Origin of the sequence: Microbacterium sp. 22303 (assembly GCF_052045265.1) — a bacterium.
Classification (GTDB): Bacteria; Actinomycetota; Actinomycetes; order Actinomycetales; family Microbacteriaceae; genus Microbacterium.
In genome coordinates, this window is record NZ_JBQEOQ010000003.1 from 90,465 (window position 1) to 105,734 (window position 15,270).

The window sequence follows — 15,270 nt, forward strand, 5'->3', positions numbered from 1 at the left end:
TCTATTCCTTGATAGTTGCGCCGAGGTAGCTTTCGCGCAGCGCGTCCCAATTGTCGAGGCTGGCCACGTCGGTATCGATGGTGATCCGCCCACGGTCAAGGACTGCGACTCGGTCAGCGACGGCGAGGGAGTGGTCGATGAGCTGCTCGACGAGGAGGACGCAGAGGCCGTCCTTGGTCAACGAGGCGATCTCGCCGAAGACCTGTTCCACGACCGACGGGGCCAGGCCCGCGGAAGGCTCATCGAGCATGAGGACGGTGGGTTGGGGCATCAGGGCCTGCGCGATCGCGAGCATCTGCTGCTGGCCACCGCTGAGAGAGGCGGCCAACTGGCGGCGCTTGTCTTTGAGGATCGGGAACCGTTCGTAGGCTCTGTCGATGCCCTCCGCGATCGCGCCACGCTGACGGCGGACACTGAACCCCCCCAACCGGAGGTTGTCTTCGACGGTGCGGGCACGGAAGACCCGTTTGCCTTCCTGCACCAGCCCGAGACCGCTTCTGACCCGCGCCACCGTGGAACCGGTCTGCGGAACGCCGTGCAGGGAGACGGTGCCCCCCATGGTGGGCAGCAGTCCCGCGACCGCAGACAGCGTGGTGGTCTTGCCGGCGCCGTTGCGTCCGAGCAGCACGGTGAGCTGCCCGGCGTGACAGCTCAACGACAGTCCTCGGACGATCTTGAGCTGCCCGTATCCGGTGGTGAGGTCGTCGATGACCAGCGCGGCGTCGGTCATGATCCTTCCCCTGCCTGTTCGGCCCGTTCTCGGGCGGCTTTGCCGAGATAGCTCTCGATGACGTCGGGGTTGCTGCGGACCTCGTCGGGGGTGCCGCCGGCGATCATCCGACCCAGGTGGAGCACGTCGATGCGGTCAGCGATGCTGGTGACCATCTCGAAGTTGTGCTCGACGATCACGATCGTCGCTCCCGCGTCCCGCAGCCGGCGGATCACCTCTGCCAACGCCTCCACCTCGGACTCGTCCAGCCCGGACGCCGGCTCGTCCAGGAGCAGCAGCTCGGGTTCTGTGGCCAGGGCGCGGGCGACTTCCAGGATCCGTCGGGTTCCCAGCGGCAGCGCGTCCGCGGGACGGTCGGCGTGCTCGACGATCCCCATCACCGACAGCAACTCGATTGCGACCTCACGGTCCCGGCGGATGGCACGACGTGTGCCGGGGAGAGTGAGCATGCCGCCGAGCACCGAGGTGGGGTCGGTGCGGTAGCGGGCGCTGGCGACGACCTCCGCTGCTGTCAGGTCTTTCGGGACCATCGGGGTCTGGAACGTGCGTGCCACGCCGCTCTTGGCGATGCGATGCGCCCCCAGGCCGGTGATCTTCTGGTCTCCCAACAGCACCTGCCCGGAATCGGGTCGGATGAACCCGCTGATCACGTTCAGCAGCGTGGTCTTGCCCGACCCGTTCGGTCCGATCAGGGCGGTGATCTGTCCTGGGCGGGCGGTGAAGTCGACAGTGTCGAGGGCCTTGTTCCCCCCGAAACGTTTGGTGACCGCGGTCACCTCGAGGGTGCCGCCGGTGAGGGTCGGTAGCCCCGGCGGCTCGTTCAGCGCACGTTGCACGTCCGGCATCAGATCGGTCCTGATGAAGAACCGGTGGAAGCCCTTGCGGAGGATGTCCGCGACGCCCCCGGTGAAGAACAGTCCGCCCACGATCAACAGCAGCCCGAAGAACACCAGGGCGAACTGCTGCAGTCCGCCCGCGCGGAGCGGGCCGATCACCATGATCGCGGCACCGAATGCGGCCCCGTAGATGCTGGCCGACCCTCCGATGATCGACGCGGCGAGGATCGCGACCGCCATCGAGAAACCGAACGACTCCGCCGTGACGACCGTCTGGTCATAGGCGAACAGGCAGCCTGCGGCGCCCGCGGGTAGCGCGCTGATCACATACGCGGTCAGTTTCAGGCGCGGCACCGAGTAGCCCAGCGAGCGAGCCAGCACGGGGCTCTCCCGCATCACTTTCAGTGCGGTCCCGTGGCGGGACACTGTGTAGTTGCGCATCAACGCGAAGAACACGATCGTGATCACGATCACCAGCACGAAGAAGCTCTCGGTGTCCAGCTCGTGCCCGAACACGGACGGCAACGGGATCCCGGACAAACCCATCGTGCCGCCGGTGACGCCGCTGAACAGTTCGACCACGTCTGGCACCAGCAGCACCATGAAAAAGGTCACCATTCCCAGCGACCACGATCCCAGTCGGAGCCCGGGACCGCCGGTGATCAGCCCGACCGCGGCCGCGGCCACGATCGCGATGACCAGGGTGACCGGCAGGTCCAGACCCTGCACGGCGAAGTAGCCGGCGAAGTACGCACCGACGGCATAGATCGCGGACTGACCCAGGGCCAGTTCGCCCGCGAACCCGAACGCGATGTTCAGGCCCACCACCAGCAACGACAGCAGTGCGATCGAGATCGTCAGGCGCAGCGTGCCGCGTGCCACGCCCAGGAACGGCATCAGCATCACCAGGACGCCGATCGCCAGCGGGAACACCCAGAACGGGAAACGTCGATACGTGCTCAACGACATGCGCATGATCAGACCGTCCTCCCGACTCGACGAGCGAAGATCCCATTCGGGATGAACAGCAAGATCAACAGCAACAGGATGAACACGGTGATGTTCTCCCATGCCGTGCCGAGGTAGCGGGCCGCGAAGATCTCGATCAGTCCTACCCCGAAACCACCAATCAGAGCGCCCCGGTAACTGCCGAATCCACCCACCGCCAACGCCACGAACGACTTCACCGCGAGCAGGTCGCCCACGTTGTAGACCACGAAGGTCTTCGATGCGATCAACGGTCCCATTGCCGCGACCAGCGCACCCGCGATCACGAACGCGCCCACTGCCATCACCCCGGCGTTGATTCCGCGCAGGGCGCCCGCCTGACGGTCCTCGGAGGTCGCCAGACTGGCCAGACCCAGCATCGTGCGTTTGGTGATCAGACCCACCCCCACCGCCAGCACGATCGCGGCAGCGATGATGAACAGTTCCGTCACGAGAACCCGTCCACCCAATAGGTCAAGTGCACGACTATCGGCGAAGTAGCTCAGTTGGCGCGGCTCGGAACCCCAGATCGCGATCGCCACACCCGAGAGTAGTGTCGACACACCCAACGTCGTGACCAGCTCGTTGTGAGACCCTCGGCCGCGCAGCCACCGGATCGCGAGAACCTCCTCGAGCGCACCGATGATCGCCCCGATCACTGCCGACGCCACGATCGCCATCCACAACGGCAACCCCAAGCCCGTCGCGAACACGAACGCGGTGAACGCACCGATCATCACGAACTGCGCCTGTGCGAAGTTGAACACTCGCGACGCGATGAACACAATGTTGTATCCGACGGCGACGATCGCGTAGATCGCCCCCACCGTCAGCCCCGCCCAAATGGTGGTGATCATCGCCGCGACCACCCCACCGGACCACACCGGAAACTATCGAATATGAGCACCGTCGCTCCTCTCTCGTCATATTGTGCACACGGATGTAGCACATATTGCAAATCCAATTGACGCGAGCAGTCCTGATTCCTACGGTGGACCGAAACGACGCCCGCGCGAAGAAGCGCGCCAGCCCGTCGTAGCTACGCCGACCCGCGGGTAGACGAGGCGACCGCGAATCACGCCTGAGTCGACCGGCTCGGACAGCAGGGATGGAATAGAGGAACGATGGCACACACACCACCCAAGCCAGACGGGCATCTCGACGTCGACCTGCTCGTCGTGGGGGCCGGCGCCGGCGGTTTCACTGGAGCGCTTGCGGCCTCGGATCGAGGGCTCCGCGTGCTGATCGTTGAGAAGGCCCCGCAGTTCGGCGGCTCGACCGCCCTGTCAGGTGGTGGCATCTGGGTGCCTGGTGCGGACGCCCTGCTCCGAGACGGGTACTCCGGCACGGAGCAGGAAGCACTCACCTACCTCGAGGAGATCACCGCCGGTGAGGTGTCGCGGGAGCGTCTGATCGCCTACATGCAGCACGCCCCCGCGGCAATCGATTTCTTAGAGTCTCTCGGCTCGCGCCTGCAGTTCGCCTGGAAGCCCGACTACCCCGACTACTTCCCCGAACTACCCGGAGGCTCCGCGCAGGGCCGATCCATCAACGCCGCTCCGATCGACCTGCGCGAGCTCGGCGTGGACGAGCCTCTTCTCTTGCAGGGGCCGGGCATCCGAGGATTCTGGCTGACCTCCCGCGAGTTGCGCACGCTCTACACCCTCCGCCAGTCATGGGCGGGAAAGGCGATGTTCGGGAAAGTGCTGTGGCGGATGCTGCGGGCACGGTTCACCGGAGAGCGCATCAACACCCTCGGCGCCGCTCTCGCCGCGAGACTCTTCCTGGCCGCCCGGGACGCCGGTATCCCGCTGTGGCTGGATGCGCCACTCACCGACCTGATCAGCACGGACGACGGAACGGTTGCAGGTGCGCGCGTGCGACGACACGGCCGGGAGGTCACCGTCTCTGCGCGCGGCGTCCTACTCACCAGCGGGGGCTTCGATCACAATCGCGAGCTTCGACGCCGGTTCCAGCCGGAGCTCACCGACGACTGGAGCCTCGGAAGCCCGCACCTCACAGGCGACGCGCTGACGATCGCACAGCGGCTGGGTGCCGCGACGGACCTGATGGACAGCGCCTGGTGGTTCCCGGTCATCGACTGGCCCGACGGCAGACGACAGTTTCTGCTCAATGAGCGGATGATCCCGGGCCAGTTCATCGTCAACGGTGCCGGCCGGCGCTACGTCAACGAGTCGGCCCCGTACACCGAGTTCGGACGGGCCATGATCCGCGGCCAGCAGTCCGGTGCCCCGCACATCCCGTCCTGGCTGATCATGGACACCACCGCATGGCGCAACTATGTGGTCGCCGGTCACCTGCCGCTGCCGAAGATCCCGTTCGCGCCGGTACCGACGGGCAAGAGGCTGCCTCGGACGTGGCGAGAGGGCGGCGCCGTTCGCACGGCGGACAGCTTGGCCGGACTCGCCCGGGAGATCGGTGTCGATCCTGCCGAGCTCCAACGCACGGCAGATCGATTCAACAAGATGGCCCGCCGAGGAGTCGACGACGACTTCCGCCGCGGGGCGAGCGCCTACGACAACTACTACGGCGACACCCGCCTGACCAACCCGAACCTCGCAGAAGTGCGGCGCGCACCGTTCTACGCGTTCCGAATCGTGCCGGGTGACCTCGGAACGAACGGGGGCCTGCTCACCGACACCGACGGCAGGGTCCTGCACACCTCCGGCGGGGCGATCCGACGCCTGTTCGCCGCTGGCAACGTCACGGCGAGCGTGATGGGGCACAGCTATGCCGGCCCAGGCGCCACCATCGGCCCCTCGATCGCCTTCGCGTACGCGGCCGCGACGGCCCTGTCCAGGGAGATATCAACTCAATCCTTGTGAGGTCTCGTTATTTGCATCGAGCAGTCGCACACTGTGCTTGACATGTCGTACGCGGATGTCTACGGTGGCAGCACGTGCACTCCCGTGCACAGCGATCCGCAAGGCTGCGCGAATCGCCCTGAAGGAGACAACGTGGTTTCTGGAAATGATCTCCGGCGAGGTTCCCGCCGCGCCCTCCTCGGGACCGTTCACTGCCCACGCGCTGAGGGCCGGGTCGTCCTGTGCGACCGGGCGCCCGTTCGCATTCCGCGATCGAAGGGACAACCCCGATGAGTACCACCGACATCTCTACTGGCGTGCGCGCGTGGTGTGACGAGTTTGAAAGGGCACTGTCATCCCGCGATGCAGACGGGCTGCGCAGCCTGTTCGCAGAGCGTTCCTATCTGCGCGACAACGGCGCGCTCACGTGGGACTTCCGCCAGTTCCACGGCCGAGACGCCGTGGTCTCGACGCTGCTCGACGTGGTCGACGAGATCCGGCCGACGGGCTTTCGGGTGTCCGACTCGTGGCCGCAGCCGCACCTGCTCGGTGACGGGGAGGGCGCCACGATCGAAGCCTTCTTCGACTTCGACACGGTCGCCGGAACGGCCGTCGCGCTGATCAACGGCACTCCGGACGACTCCTCGCCGTACGGACTCGAAGTGCACGCCATGTACACGCGGCTGGAGACGCTGAACAGCGTCAGCGAACCCGAACGGCATCCGCGGGGCAGCGGCTTCACCCCGGCCCACGCCGGACAGACCTACGCCGAGCACGTCCGTCGTCGCCGCGAGTGGGTCGACGGCGACCCCGACGTGCTGATCGTGGGCGCCGGGCAGGCCGGGCTGGTCGCAGCCGCACATCTGGCCCAACTCGGGGTGAGCGCATTGATCGTCGACAAGAATGAGCGGGTCGGAGACAACTGGCGCAAGCGGTACGACTCGCTCTCCCTGCACAACCCGGTGGAGATGAACGGCTTCCCGTTCCTCGACTTCCCTCCTCACTACCCCGAGTATCTGCCGAAGGACGTGATCGGCGGGTGGCTTGAGACCTACGCCCGCTACCTGGATCTGAACGTCTGGACCTCCACCGACTTCGTCGGAGCCGAACGCGACGAATCGTCCGGCTCCTGGACGGTCACTCTTCGCACAGCGGATGGCTCCGAACGTGTCCTGCACCCCCGGCACATCGTTCTCGCCACCGGCGGGATCGGTGGAAAGCCATCGATCCCCGCCCTTCCCGGGCTGACCGCCTTCTCCGGGCCGGTGCTGCACTCCGCGTCCTACACGAAGGCGTCGGATTACGCCGCCAGAAAGGCGATCATCGTCGGCACGGCCACCAGCGCGCATGACATCGCCCTGGACCTGTACGAGAACGGCACCGAAGTCACCATGGTGCAGCGAAACCCTGTCGTCGTGAACCATGTCGCGACCGCCAACCTTGCCTACGCGGGATACATCGACCCGACGATCCCCACCGAACTGGTGGACATCCGCTACGGGATCGGGCTGATCAACCCCCTGCGAGAATCCGCGTCGCAGCAGTACCACGCGTTCGCGAAAGACCTCGACGCAGACCTCCTGAAGGGACTCGAGGCCGCAGGTCTCCGCCTCGGTGACGGGGTGAACGGGCAGGGGTGGCTGGACTTGTTTCTGCGGACCGGCGGCGGGTACTACCTGAACAAGGGGGCGTCGGAGGTGATCGTGGCGGGCGGCATCAAGGTGCTTCCCTACGACCGCATCGTCGAGTTCGTCGGCGACGGCGCGAAACTCGACGACGGCAGCGTGCTGGAAGCGGACATCGTCATCCTCGCCACCGGGTACCTCAACCGCAAGGTCGAAGTGGCCGATCAGTTCGGCGAGGAGATCGCCGACCGTGTCGGCGAGATCGCCCGGCTCGACTCCGAAGGCGAATGGTCCACGATGTGGGGGCAGTCCGGGCAGCCCGGACTGTGGATCAACGGCGGCGGCATCAACCAGATCCGCCCCGGCTCCAAGCTGCTCGCGCTCCTAATCAAGGCCGACCTTGATGGCAGCATCCCGGCTGGATTCCGACGTCCGCCGAAGAACGCCCAGGCACGACACCCCCACGAGACTGCGAGCATCGGTCAGTCATGATCGAATCGAACCGAACGACACGAAGGAGTGTGGAGAATGCAGATCGGTGACATCCGGATCGACAGTCTCATCGACGGCGAGGCAGCCCTCGATCCGCACGGTGGGATCTTCGTCGGTGAGCACCCGCCCACCGACGAAGACTGGGAGCCGTACAAACGGTTCCTCGACCCGTGCACAGGCCAGATGATCAACACCGTCGGCAGCTTCCTCCTCCGCTACGGCGACCGCGTCGTCCTCCAGGACACGGGCATGGGCCCCCAGCCGGGCGGGGACATCTTCGCCTGCGGAGCACTGCGCTCGTCGATGTGGGCGCACGGCGTCAGCCCCCTGGATGTCACGGACATCATCTTCTCCCACCTGCATACCGATCACATCGGATGGACCACCCTCAACGGCAAGCCCTACTTCCCGAACGCGACCATCCACATCGACCGACGCGAATGGGAGCACTACACGAACCCCGACTCTGAGCTCGAGGCCTGGGAGCCGAACCTCCTGCGCTCCGACGAGGACAAGGTCGAAAACCGCTTCAAGCCCGTGCTGGACCGCATCGAGCTGTTCGAAGGCGATCAGGAGGTCCTGCCGGGCATCAACGCGATGGAGGCCAGCGGGCACACTCCCGGCCACAGTGTGCTGGAACTGAGCTCGCGCGGCGAGCGGGGGCTGCTGATCGGTGACCTCGCCCACTCGCACGGAGAACTCGTCGATGGGTGGGAGTTCTACTTCAACCGCGACCTGCCCCAGGCGCTCGACGCGCTCGAGAGGTTCCGCGGCTATCTCTACGACAACAGGCTGCCGTTCGCGGCGGCGCACTTCCCCGGAATGCCGTGGGGCCGACTCGTGAAGAACGACGCCGGCACGCTCGGATACGAGGTGATCGGATGACCGCCACCGTGTTCGCAGGCCTTGAGGGCAAGGTTTGCTGGGTCTCCGGCGGGGGTAGCGGAATCGGCCGTGCTTCCGCGCTCGCCCTGGCGGGCAGCGGAGCTTGCATCGTCGTCGCCGACGTCAGCGAGGCATCCGGTAACGCGGTGGTCGACGAGATCGTGGCAGCTGGCGGGGAAGCGATCTTCAGCCACGCCGATGTGCTCAGCGACGAGTCCGTGCGTGCTAGTGTCGCCGACGCGGTCTCGCGGTTCGGTCGACTGGACGTGGTGGTCAACTCTGCCGGCCGCACCAGCATCGACCGGGACGACGACTTCGAGCGCAATATCGATATGTTCCTGCTCGGCACCTGGCGGGGGATGAAGACGGGGATTCCGCACCTGCAGACCACGGGAGGTGGCGTGGTAATCAACATCGCGTCCATCGCCGGTATCACCGGCTCGCTCGGACCCAGTGGGTACGGCCCCGCGAAGCACGGGGTGGTCGGGGTCACGAAGGACGCTGCACTGAAGTACGCGCAGGACGGTATCCGCGTGAACGCGGTCTGTCCCGGATATGTCGAGACACCGATGACCGGTCGCTATCGACCCACACCGCAGGAGAGCGACGTTCTCATCCGCGAAAAGCTGCGCGTGCCGATGGGGCGGTGGGGTCGGGCGGAGGAGATCGGCCGTGTCGTCGCCTTCCTCGCGTCCGAGGACGCGTCCTTCATCACCGGACAGACCATCGTCGTCGACGGCGGACTCACCGCACGGTGACCGTCGTCCGCACATCCATTCACGCATCCGTATCGCGTTCACATACCCGCATATAGAGGAGTAGTCATGGCGCACGTTGACACGTGTGACGTTCTGGTGATTGGATCCGGAGCTGGCGGGCTGTCCGCAGCGATCGCCGCCGGGCACAACGGCGCCGAGGTGATCGTGGTGGAGGCCGCCGACAAAGTCGGCGGCGCGGCGGCCTACTCCGGCGGGCAGGTGTGGGCGGGGCTCACCGATCCCGCACGCGAGGCGGGCATCAACGACTCCCGGGCAGATGTCGCGGCATACCTGGAATGGCTGTCCGAGAGCGGTGCGGACCCGGCGCTGCGCGACGTGTACATCTCCCGCGGCCCGGAGGCCATCCGGTTCCTCCGCGACCTCGGTGTACCGCTGACGGTCATCCGGCGCTCCCCCGACTACTACTATCCGATCGCACCGGGATCGAAGCCGGAAGGACGCATCCACGAGATCGAGCCGTGGAACGAACGGCAACTCAACGACCTGTCGGACATCGTCGCGACCTCACCCTACGGTGCCGGTTGGCTCAGCACCCAGGATCGGGTCGACGCCGGCGGTCAGGCGCCCACTCCGGAGCTCGAGGCACGAAAGAGGCAGCGCTTCGAGGCGGGCCAACGCTGCGGAGGCCCCGGGCTGGCCGCTGCCCTGGCGCGGTCGGCGGCTGATCAGGGTGCCCATTTCGCGCCGTCCACCCGCGCCGTCCGTCTTCTCTCGGACGGCAGCAGAGTCACCGGTGCCGTGGTCCGCGACAGTAGGGGGGAGCGGGAGATCCACGCCCGGTCCGGCGTGATCGTCGCCACGGGAGGCTACGACTGGAACCCGGAGCGTCAGCGGGATCTTGACAAGATCGCCGACCTTCGGAGCATGGCACCTTCCACCACACGCGGGGATCATTTCGAGCTCACCGGCCCGCTCGGCGCAGCAGTCGCAGTCGTCCGGCAGCCGTACACGAGCGGTGCGGTGTTCGGCACTCACACGCCGGGCGAGGACCGTGAGGGAGAACCGGTCTTCCGATACTTTACCCCAGGGTTGCCGCACAGCATCGTCGTCAATGCCGCAGGACGCCGGTTTGCCGACGACTCCTTCCACATGTCGCTCGTGGAAGGAGTCGTCGGCGGGCGCGACGGTACCGGGCACAACTGGCCGGCCTGGGTGGTCGTGGATCAGACCTACCTCGACTCCTACGCCATGGGCGCAGTCCCTCCGGGCGGACCTCTGCCTGACGGAATGGCAGCAACCGGCGCGACGATCGCAGAGGTCGCGCAGCGAGCCGGCATCGACCCCTCGGGGCTGCGTGACGAGATCGACCGGTTCAACCAGTTCAGCCAGAGCGGAAACGACTCGGACTTCCACCGCGGCACCCTCCCCTACACGCTCACACTGCACGGCGACCCGCGCCTGCCCAACCCGAACCTCGGTGCGCTGCGGAAGCCGCCCTTTCACGCCTTCCCGCTGACCCGGGTAGGCGTGAACTGTCCCGCCGCGGGGATTGTGATCGGCCCCGATGGCGACGTGCGCACAGAGGCGGGGGAAAGCATCCCGGGGCTATACGCGGCCGGCAACTGCACCGCCCAGCTGGACATCGGCGTTGGCTACAACAGCGGCATCGGCAACCAACGCGGACTCCTCTACGGGTATCTGGCCGCGAAAGCGTTGACGACGGGCACCGTTCCCACGCAAACCGCGTGAGACAACGCCCACCCCTGCGGCAGAAGATCCTGCGCCCGTCAGACCGTAAGGGCCGACCGTGACCGCCGGCATCGGGAGACCTCCCCGCCGAGCGCTCCTGCTGATCGTGGTCAGCTGCCTCACCGCGTTCGGGCCCCTCGCAGCTGATCTCTACCTTCCGGCGATGCCCGCGTTGATCGACGACCTCGGCACCGTCGACGCCGCCGGTCAGGCGACGCTCACGATGTGCCTGATCGGCCTGGGGGCGGGGCAGCTGATCTGGGGACCGTGGAGCGATCGCGTCGGACGGCGCCGACCGCTGTTGGCGGGGCTGATCCTGTTCACCCTGGCATCGTGCATCGCGACGTTCGCGAGCAGCATCGACGTCCTCCTCGTCGCTCGCCTGTTCCAGGGGGTGGGCGGCGCTGCCGGGATCGTCCTCGGTCGCGCCATCGTCCGGGATCTCTTCGACGGCGCGACCCTGGCGCGCATGTTCGCCCGCCTGACGATGATCGCGGGCACGGCGGCGATTATCGCCCCGTTGCTGGGCGGAGTGATCGTCCAGTTCACCGACTGGCGCGGCACCTTCGTCGCCTTGGTCGCGATCGGCGTCGCCCTCCTCCTGCTCGCGTTCCTCTTCGTCCCCGAGACGCTCGCCCCATCGGCCGTGCATGGGTTAAGCGGTTCCAGCCACCCCTCCCCCGCCCACCCACTGAGGAATCGGCAGTTCCTGCTGCATGCGGGCGTGTTCGTCTGCGCAACGGCGATGATGTTCACTTACCTCACCTTCATCTCCGTTGTGGTCCAGAACGAATACGATGCGGATCCGCTCGCGTTCGCCGCACTCTTCGCCGCGAACGCGGTGGCCATCATCCTCGGCGGACAGACCGCGAGTCTGCTCGCCCGCCGCATCGGTCCGGCACGTATCCTGCTGACCGGACTGATCCTGGCCACAGCAGGGTCGGCGGCGCTACTGGCCACCATTCTCGCCGGCGGACCGCTGTGGCTGCTGCAGCTCACACTGTTCGTGACCACGCTGCAGCTCGGAGCGATCCTGCCGATGGCGACGACTCTCGCCCTGCAACCGTTTCGCCGCGGCGCCGGCACCGCCGCCGCTCTCCTCGGAGGTGCCCAGTACCTCCTCGGCGGAACCACCCCCGGGCTGGTCGCACTGCTGGCCGGATCCGGGGGTGACATCATGGGCGTCACCATGATCTGCGCGGTCGGAGCCGCATTGGTGCTCGCGCTGCTGGCACATACTTGCCCGGTGCGCGGCAGACGATCGTCGTCACCTCCGGCAGAGTGACACCTGTCCGACGAGACACCACGAGCTGGCAGTGGGGCGGTGCTTCGCTGGTCCATCCTCGCCTTTGCGCTGTTCTTGATGGCCACCAACAGCAACGTCATGTCCGGCGTCTTGCCCGAGATCGCACGGGATCTGCATGCATCGGTCGGTCAGGTCGCCGTCTCGATCACTCTGTATGCGCCTGTCATCGCCCTGACCTCGCCGGTCGTGTCCATCGTGGTCCCTGCGTGGTCCCGCACCGGGCTGATGGCCGCCGGGCTCGTCGTCGCCCTCCTCGGGATGATCGTCGCGGCGCCCGCACCCGACCTTGTGACCTTCACGGTCGGGAGGGTCCTCGCCGTTCTCGGAGGAGCGGCGCTCGTGCCGACTGCGACCGCAGCCGGTGCCGCGATCGTCGGACCAGAAAGTCGTGGGGCGGCCATCGCGTTCGTGAGTTGCGGGTTCACGCTCGCCACTGCCGTCGGCTCGCCTCTCGGCACCGCGGTTGCCGCCGCGTCCAGCTGGCGCGTCCCGCTGCTCGGCATGGTCGGGCTGGGATTCGGGTTGCTGATCTCGCTGCTCCTGCTCGTGCGCCGCGTTCCGGTGAGCCCGCCGATCGGGCTCACCCAGCGGCTCACCGTGTTACGCGATCCCCGCATATTGCTCCTCTGTTGAGCACCTTTTGATCCTGTGCGGACTCAACGTGGTGTACATCTTCAGCGCCATCGTCACCGGTTTCCAGGGCACGCTGCTGGCTGGACTGCTCCTCGCCTTCGGGGTCCTCGCGGTGGTCGGCAACGTGATCAGCGGCCCGCTGACGGACCGGTACGGATCGTTTCGCGTGGGGGTGGGGTTCATGATCCTGCAGGTCGCGGCCCTGGGAAGCGTGGCACTCGTGCACGGCAACTTCGCCGGTCTGACGGTCGCGTTCCTTTTCTGGGGCTTCGCGGCGTTCGGCTCCGGGGTGCCCGTGCAGCATCGCTTGATCGCCGTCGACCCACGGCAAGCGTCTACCGCGATCTCCTGGTACAGCACCGCCCTCTACCTCGACGTCTCGGTGGCGCCGCTGCTCGGAGCGGCGGCCCTGACCGCCGGCTCACTCGCGCTGATCCCCGCGGCCGGGGCTCTGGTCACGCTGCTGGGCCTGGGCACGTTCCTTCTCGGTTTCCGAAGCCCACGAACAGGCAGTCACCACCCGCGCACCGTCAACGACGCGTCGAGGAACGTGCGCAACAGGTCGTGGGTGCCGGTCACATCCCCCACCATCGTGAAAGGGATACCGGCATCCTCGAGGGCCTCGGGGAGATCCCGGTCAGGTCTGGGATAGGTACTGAGGACCACGTGGTCTGCTTCGAGCTCGAGGCTGGTGGCGCCCAGCACGCTTCGGAATCGTGCCCCGTCCGCGGTCACCTCCTCGAGCGTGTACCAGGCATGCGTGACGACACCTGTCCGGGCGAGGATTTCCAGGGCGGGAACGACCGTTGCTCGTGGCTCCGGTAGCTCCGCCCCCATGCCGGCGTTCCTCGTGACCAATGTGACGGCACATCCCTCCTCGGTCAGCCGTAGTGCGACGGTGAGAGCATCGAAGGCCCCGGTGTCGTCATACACGATGATGCGGGGGCCGAGGGGTCCGCGGTTTCTCCGAAGGGCGTCCCACGTGGTCAGAACGTGCGCCCGATCCGCTCCGGGCACGGGACCGCGCGGGTTCATCATCGTCGCCATCTCACGGTCGGGCGCGCTGCCGGTCGCCACGACGGTCACATCCGGCGCGAGCGCGACGATCTCCTGCGGGTCGAGCACGGAGCCCCGATGGACGCTCACGCCGAGTCGGAAGAGTTCTGATTCGAGCCAGTCGGCGATGACACCGAAGTCAGCGCGGGCGGCCGCGCCCGACGCCTCCCGGGATTGTCCTCCCAGTTCGCGGCGCATCTCGTGCAGGTCGACGTCGTACCCGCGTTCGGCGCCCAGGCGGGCGACTTCCATCCCGGCCAGTCCCCCACCGATCACGAGCAGCCGCCCCGTTGCCGGTTCGAGGGGCTCGGGCATGATCGCCTCGCGCCCTGCGGAGGCATTCACGGCGCAGGCGATCCGGCCAGCGGTCATGAACTGGCCGATGCAGCCCTGGTTGGTGCCTGTGCACGGTCTGATTTCGCTGTCGCGACCGGCTCTCGCCTTCTTGACGAGGTGCGGGTCGGCGATCGTGGCGCGGACCATCGACACCATGTCGGCGACACCCGTCTCCAGGAGGTGCTCGGCATGGTCGAGCGTCATGATCCGGCCGGTGACGATCGTGGGCACCTGTAGGGAACGCGCGATGGGCTCGTTCACGGGGATCTCGTATCCGAGCGGGCTTTCCATGCTGGTGAGCATCTTGTGGAAGTGCCAATGGCTGCCCAGGGACAGATCGATGAAGTCGACGTCCGATTCCACCGCGTGCGCGATGGCGGAGACCTCCGACGGGAGCAGGCTGTCCGGGATTCCGTCGTCCCCGGCGAGGCGGATCCCGACGGGGAAGTCGGAACTGACCGCGCTGCGCACTGCGGCGAGGATCTGCCGCAGGAAGCGCAGCCGGTTCTCGGCGGACCCCCCGTAGTCGTCCTCGCGGTGGTTGAGGGCGGGTGAGAGGAACTGGTGCACGAGGTACCCGTGGGCGGCGTGGATCTCCACTCCGTCGATGCCCGACTCCTTGACGACGCGGGCAGCGTCGGCGTAGCCGGCGACCGCATCGTCGATCATCGTCTGCGTCATCGCGATTGGGACAGTGCCCACCAGGATGCCCGGTACGGCGCTGGAGGACCACTGGGCAAGGCCTGGAGCGGACGGCACCTCGCTGCCCGCGTGTGAGATTTGCTGGAACAGCCGCATCCCGTACGGGCGCGTCCGGGAGATGAGTTCCGCATAGATCCGCGGCATCTCCGCCGAGCGAATCGGCACGGTTGGTGTGGGCGAATTCGGGTGGGCTCCCGCGATCTGAAGAATGCTCAGGGCCACCCCACCTCGTGCGCGTGCCTCGTGATAGGCGAACAGATCCTCCCCGGCCAGCCCTGTGCCGTGCGCTGTGCGCACGATCCGGTTCGGGATGGTGACGTCCGCGATCTGCAGCGGACTGAATACGTTGGGGTACCTGTCGGCCATGTCAGACCTGCGTCGCTCGCAAC

At 66.8% G+C, this 15,270-nt stretch carries 11 protein-coding genes and 1 pseudogene; 8 read left to right on the forward strand and 4 right to left on the reverse strand.

Annotated features, from left to right (window positions below):
• Position 1: 1 nt before the first annotated feature.
• From ACTJI8_RS09990 to ACTJI8_RS10000, 3 genes are read right to left on the reverse strand one after another with little or no spacing between them, the layout of a single operon-like run.
• A complete protein-coding gene (locus ACTJI8_RS09990) occupies positions 2–730 on the reverse strand; it encodes an ABC transporter ATP-binding protein (RefSeq protein WP_440733283.1) in 729 nt (242 codons plus the stop codon).
• Complete coding sequence (locus ACTJI8_RS09995; RefSeq protein ID WP_440733284.1) at positions 727–2,535, reverse strand: branched-chain amino acid ABC transporter ATP-binding protein/permease; 1,809 nt, start codon at positions 2,533–2,535, stop codon at positions 727–729. The genes ACTJI8_RS09990 and ACTJI8_RS09995 overlap by 4 nt, the downstream gene beginning before the upstream one ends.
• Before the next feature lie 8 nt (positions 2,536–2,543).
• The gene (locus ACTJI8_RS10000; RefSeq protein WP_440733285.1) at positions 2,544–3,410 is read right to left on the reverse strand and encodes a branched-chain amino acid ABC transporter permease; all 867 of its coding nucleotides are present in this window, start codon (positions 3,408–3,410) and stop codon (positions 2,544–2,546) included.
• 267 nt (positions 3,411–3,677) lie between these two features.
• On the opposite strand from ACTJI8_RS10000, the gene ACTJI8_RS10005 reads away from it, so the two are divergent.
• The 8 genes from ACTJI8_RS10005 (at position 3,678) to ACTJI8_RS10040 (ending at position 13,439) form a co-directional block, all read left to right on the forward strand.
• Complete coding sequence (locus tag ACTJI8_RS10005) at positions 3,678–5,399, forward strand: FAD-binding protein (RefSeq protein WP_440733286.1); 1,722 nt, start codon at positions 3,678–3,680, stop codon at positions 5,397–5,399.
• Between the two features lie 269 nt (positions 5,400–5,668).
• Positions 5,669–7,495 (forward strand): NAD(P)-binding domain-containing protein, encoded by a 1,827-nt coding sequence (locus ACTJI8_RS10010; RefSeq protein ID WP_440733287.1) that lies wholly within the window; start codon positions 5,669–5,671, stop codon positions 7,493–7,495.
• A gap of 36 nt (positions 7,496–7,531) precedes the next feature.
• Entirely contained in the window at positions 7,532–8,380 is an 849-nt protein-coding gene (locus ACTJI8_RS10015; protein ID WP_440733288.1) for an MBL fold metallo-hydrolase, read from the forward strand.
• Positions 8,377–9,138 carry an SDR family NAD(P)-dependent oxidoreductase gene (locus tag ACTJI8_RS10020; protein ID WP_440733289.1) on the forward strand — a complete coding sequence of 254 codons (762 nt, stop codon included), beginning with the start codon at positions 8,377–8,379 and terminating at the stop codon, positions 9,136–9,138. Before ACTJI8_RS10015 ends, ACTJI8_RS10020 begins: the two co-directional genes overlap by 4 nt.
• Before the next feature lie 66 nt (positions 9,139–9,204).
• Complete coding sequence (locus tag ACTJI8_RS10025; protein ID WP_440733290.1) at positions 9,205–10,848, forward strand: FAD-dependent oxidoreductase; 1,644 nt, start codon at positions 9,205–9,207, stop codon at positions 10,846–10,848.
• Positions 10,849–10,954: 106 nt separating this feature from the next.
• Positions 10,955–12,133: a multidrug effflux MFS transporter gene (locus ACTJI8_RS10030; RefSeq protein ID WP_440733644.1), complete on the forward strand. Its 1,179-nt coding sequence runs from the start codon at positions 10,955–10,957 to the stop codon at positions 12,131–12,133.
• 39 nt (positions 12,134–12,172) lie between these two features.
• Positions 12,173–12,787 carry an MFS transporter gene (locus tag ACTJI8_RS10035; RefSeq protein ID WP_440733291.1) on the forward strand — a complete coding sequence of 205 codons (615 nt, stop codon included), beginning with the start codon at positions 12,173–12,175 and terminating at the stop codon, positions 12,785–12,787.
• Positions 12,788–12,815: 28 nt separating this feature from the next.
• Positions 12,816–13,439, forward strand: coding sequence for an MFS transporter (locus ACTJI8_RS10040; protein ID WP_440733292.1), 624 nt, complete (start codon positions 12,816–12,818; stop codon positions 13,437–13,439).
• A 2-nt stretch (positions 13,440–13,441) separates the two neighbouring features.
• Here the strand turns inward: ACTJI8_RS10040 and ACTJI8_RS10045 are convergent.
• Positions 13,442–15,247, reverse strand: a pseudogene (locus ACTJI8_RS10045) (oxidoreductase); the annotation flags it as partial.
• Positions 15,248–15,270: the final 23 nt, after the last annotated feature.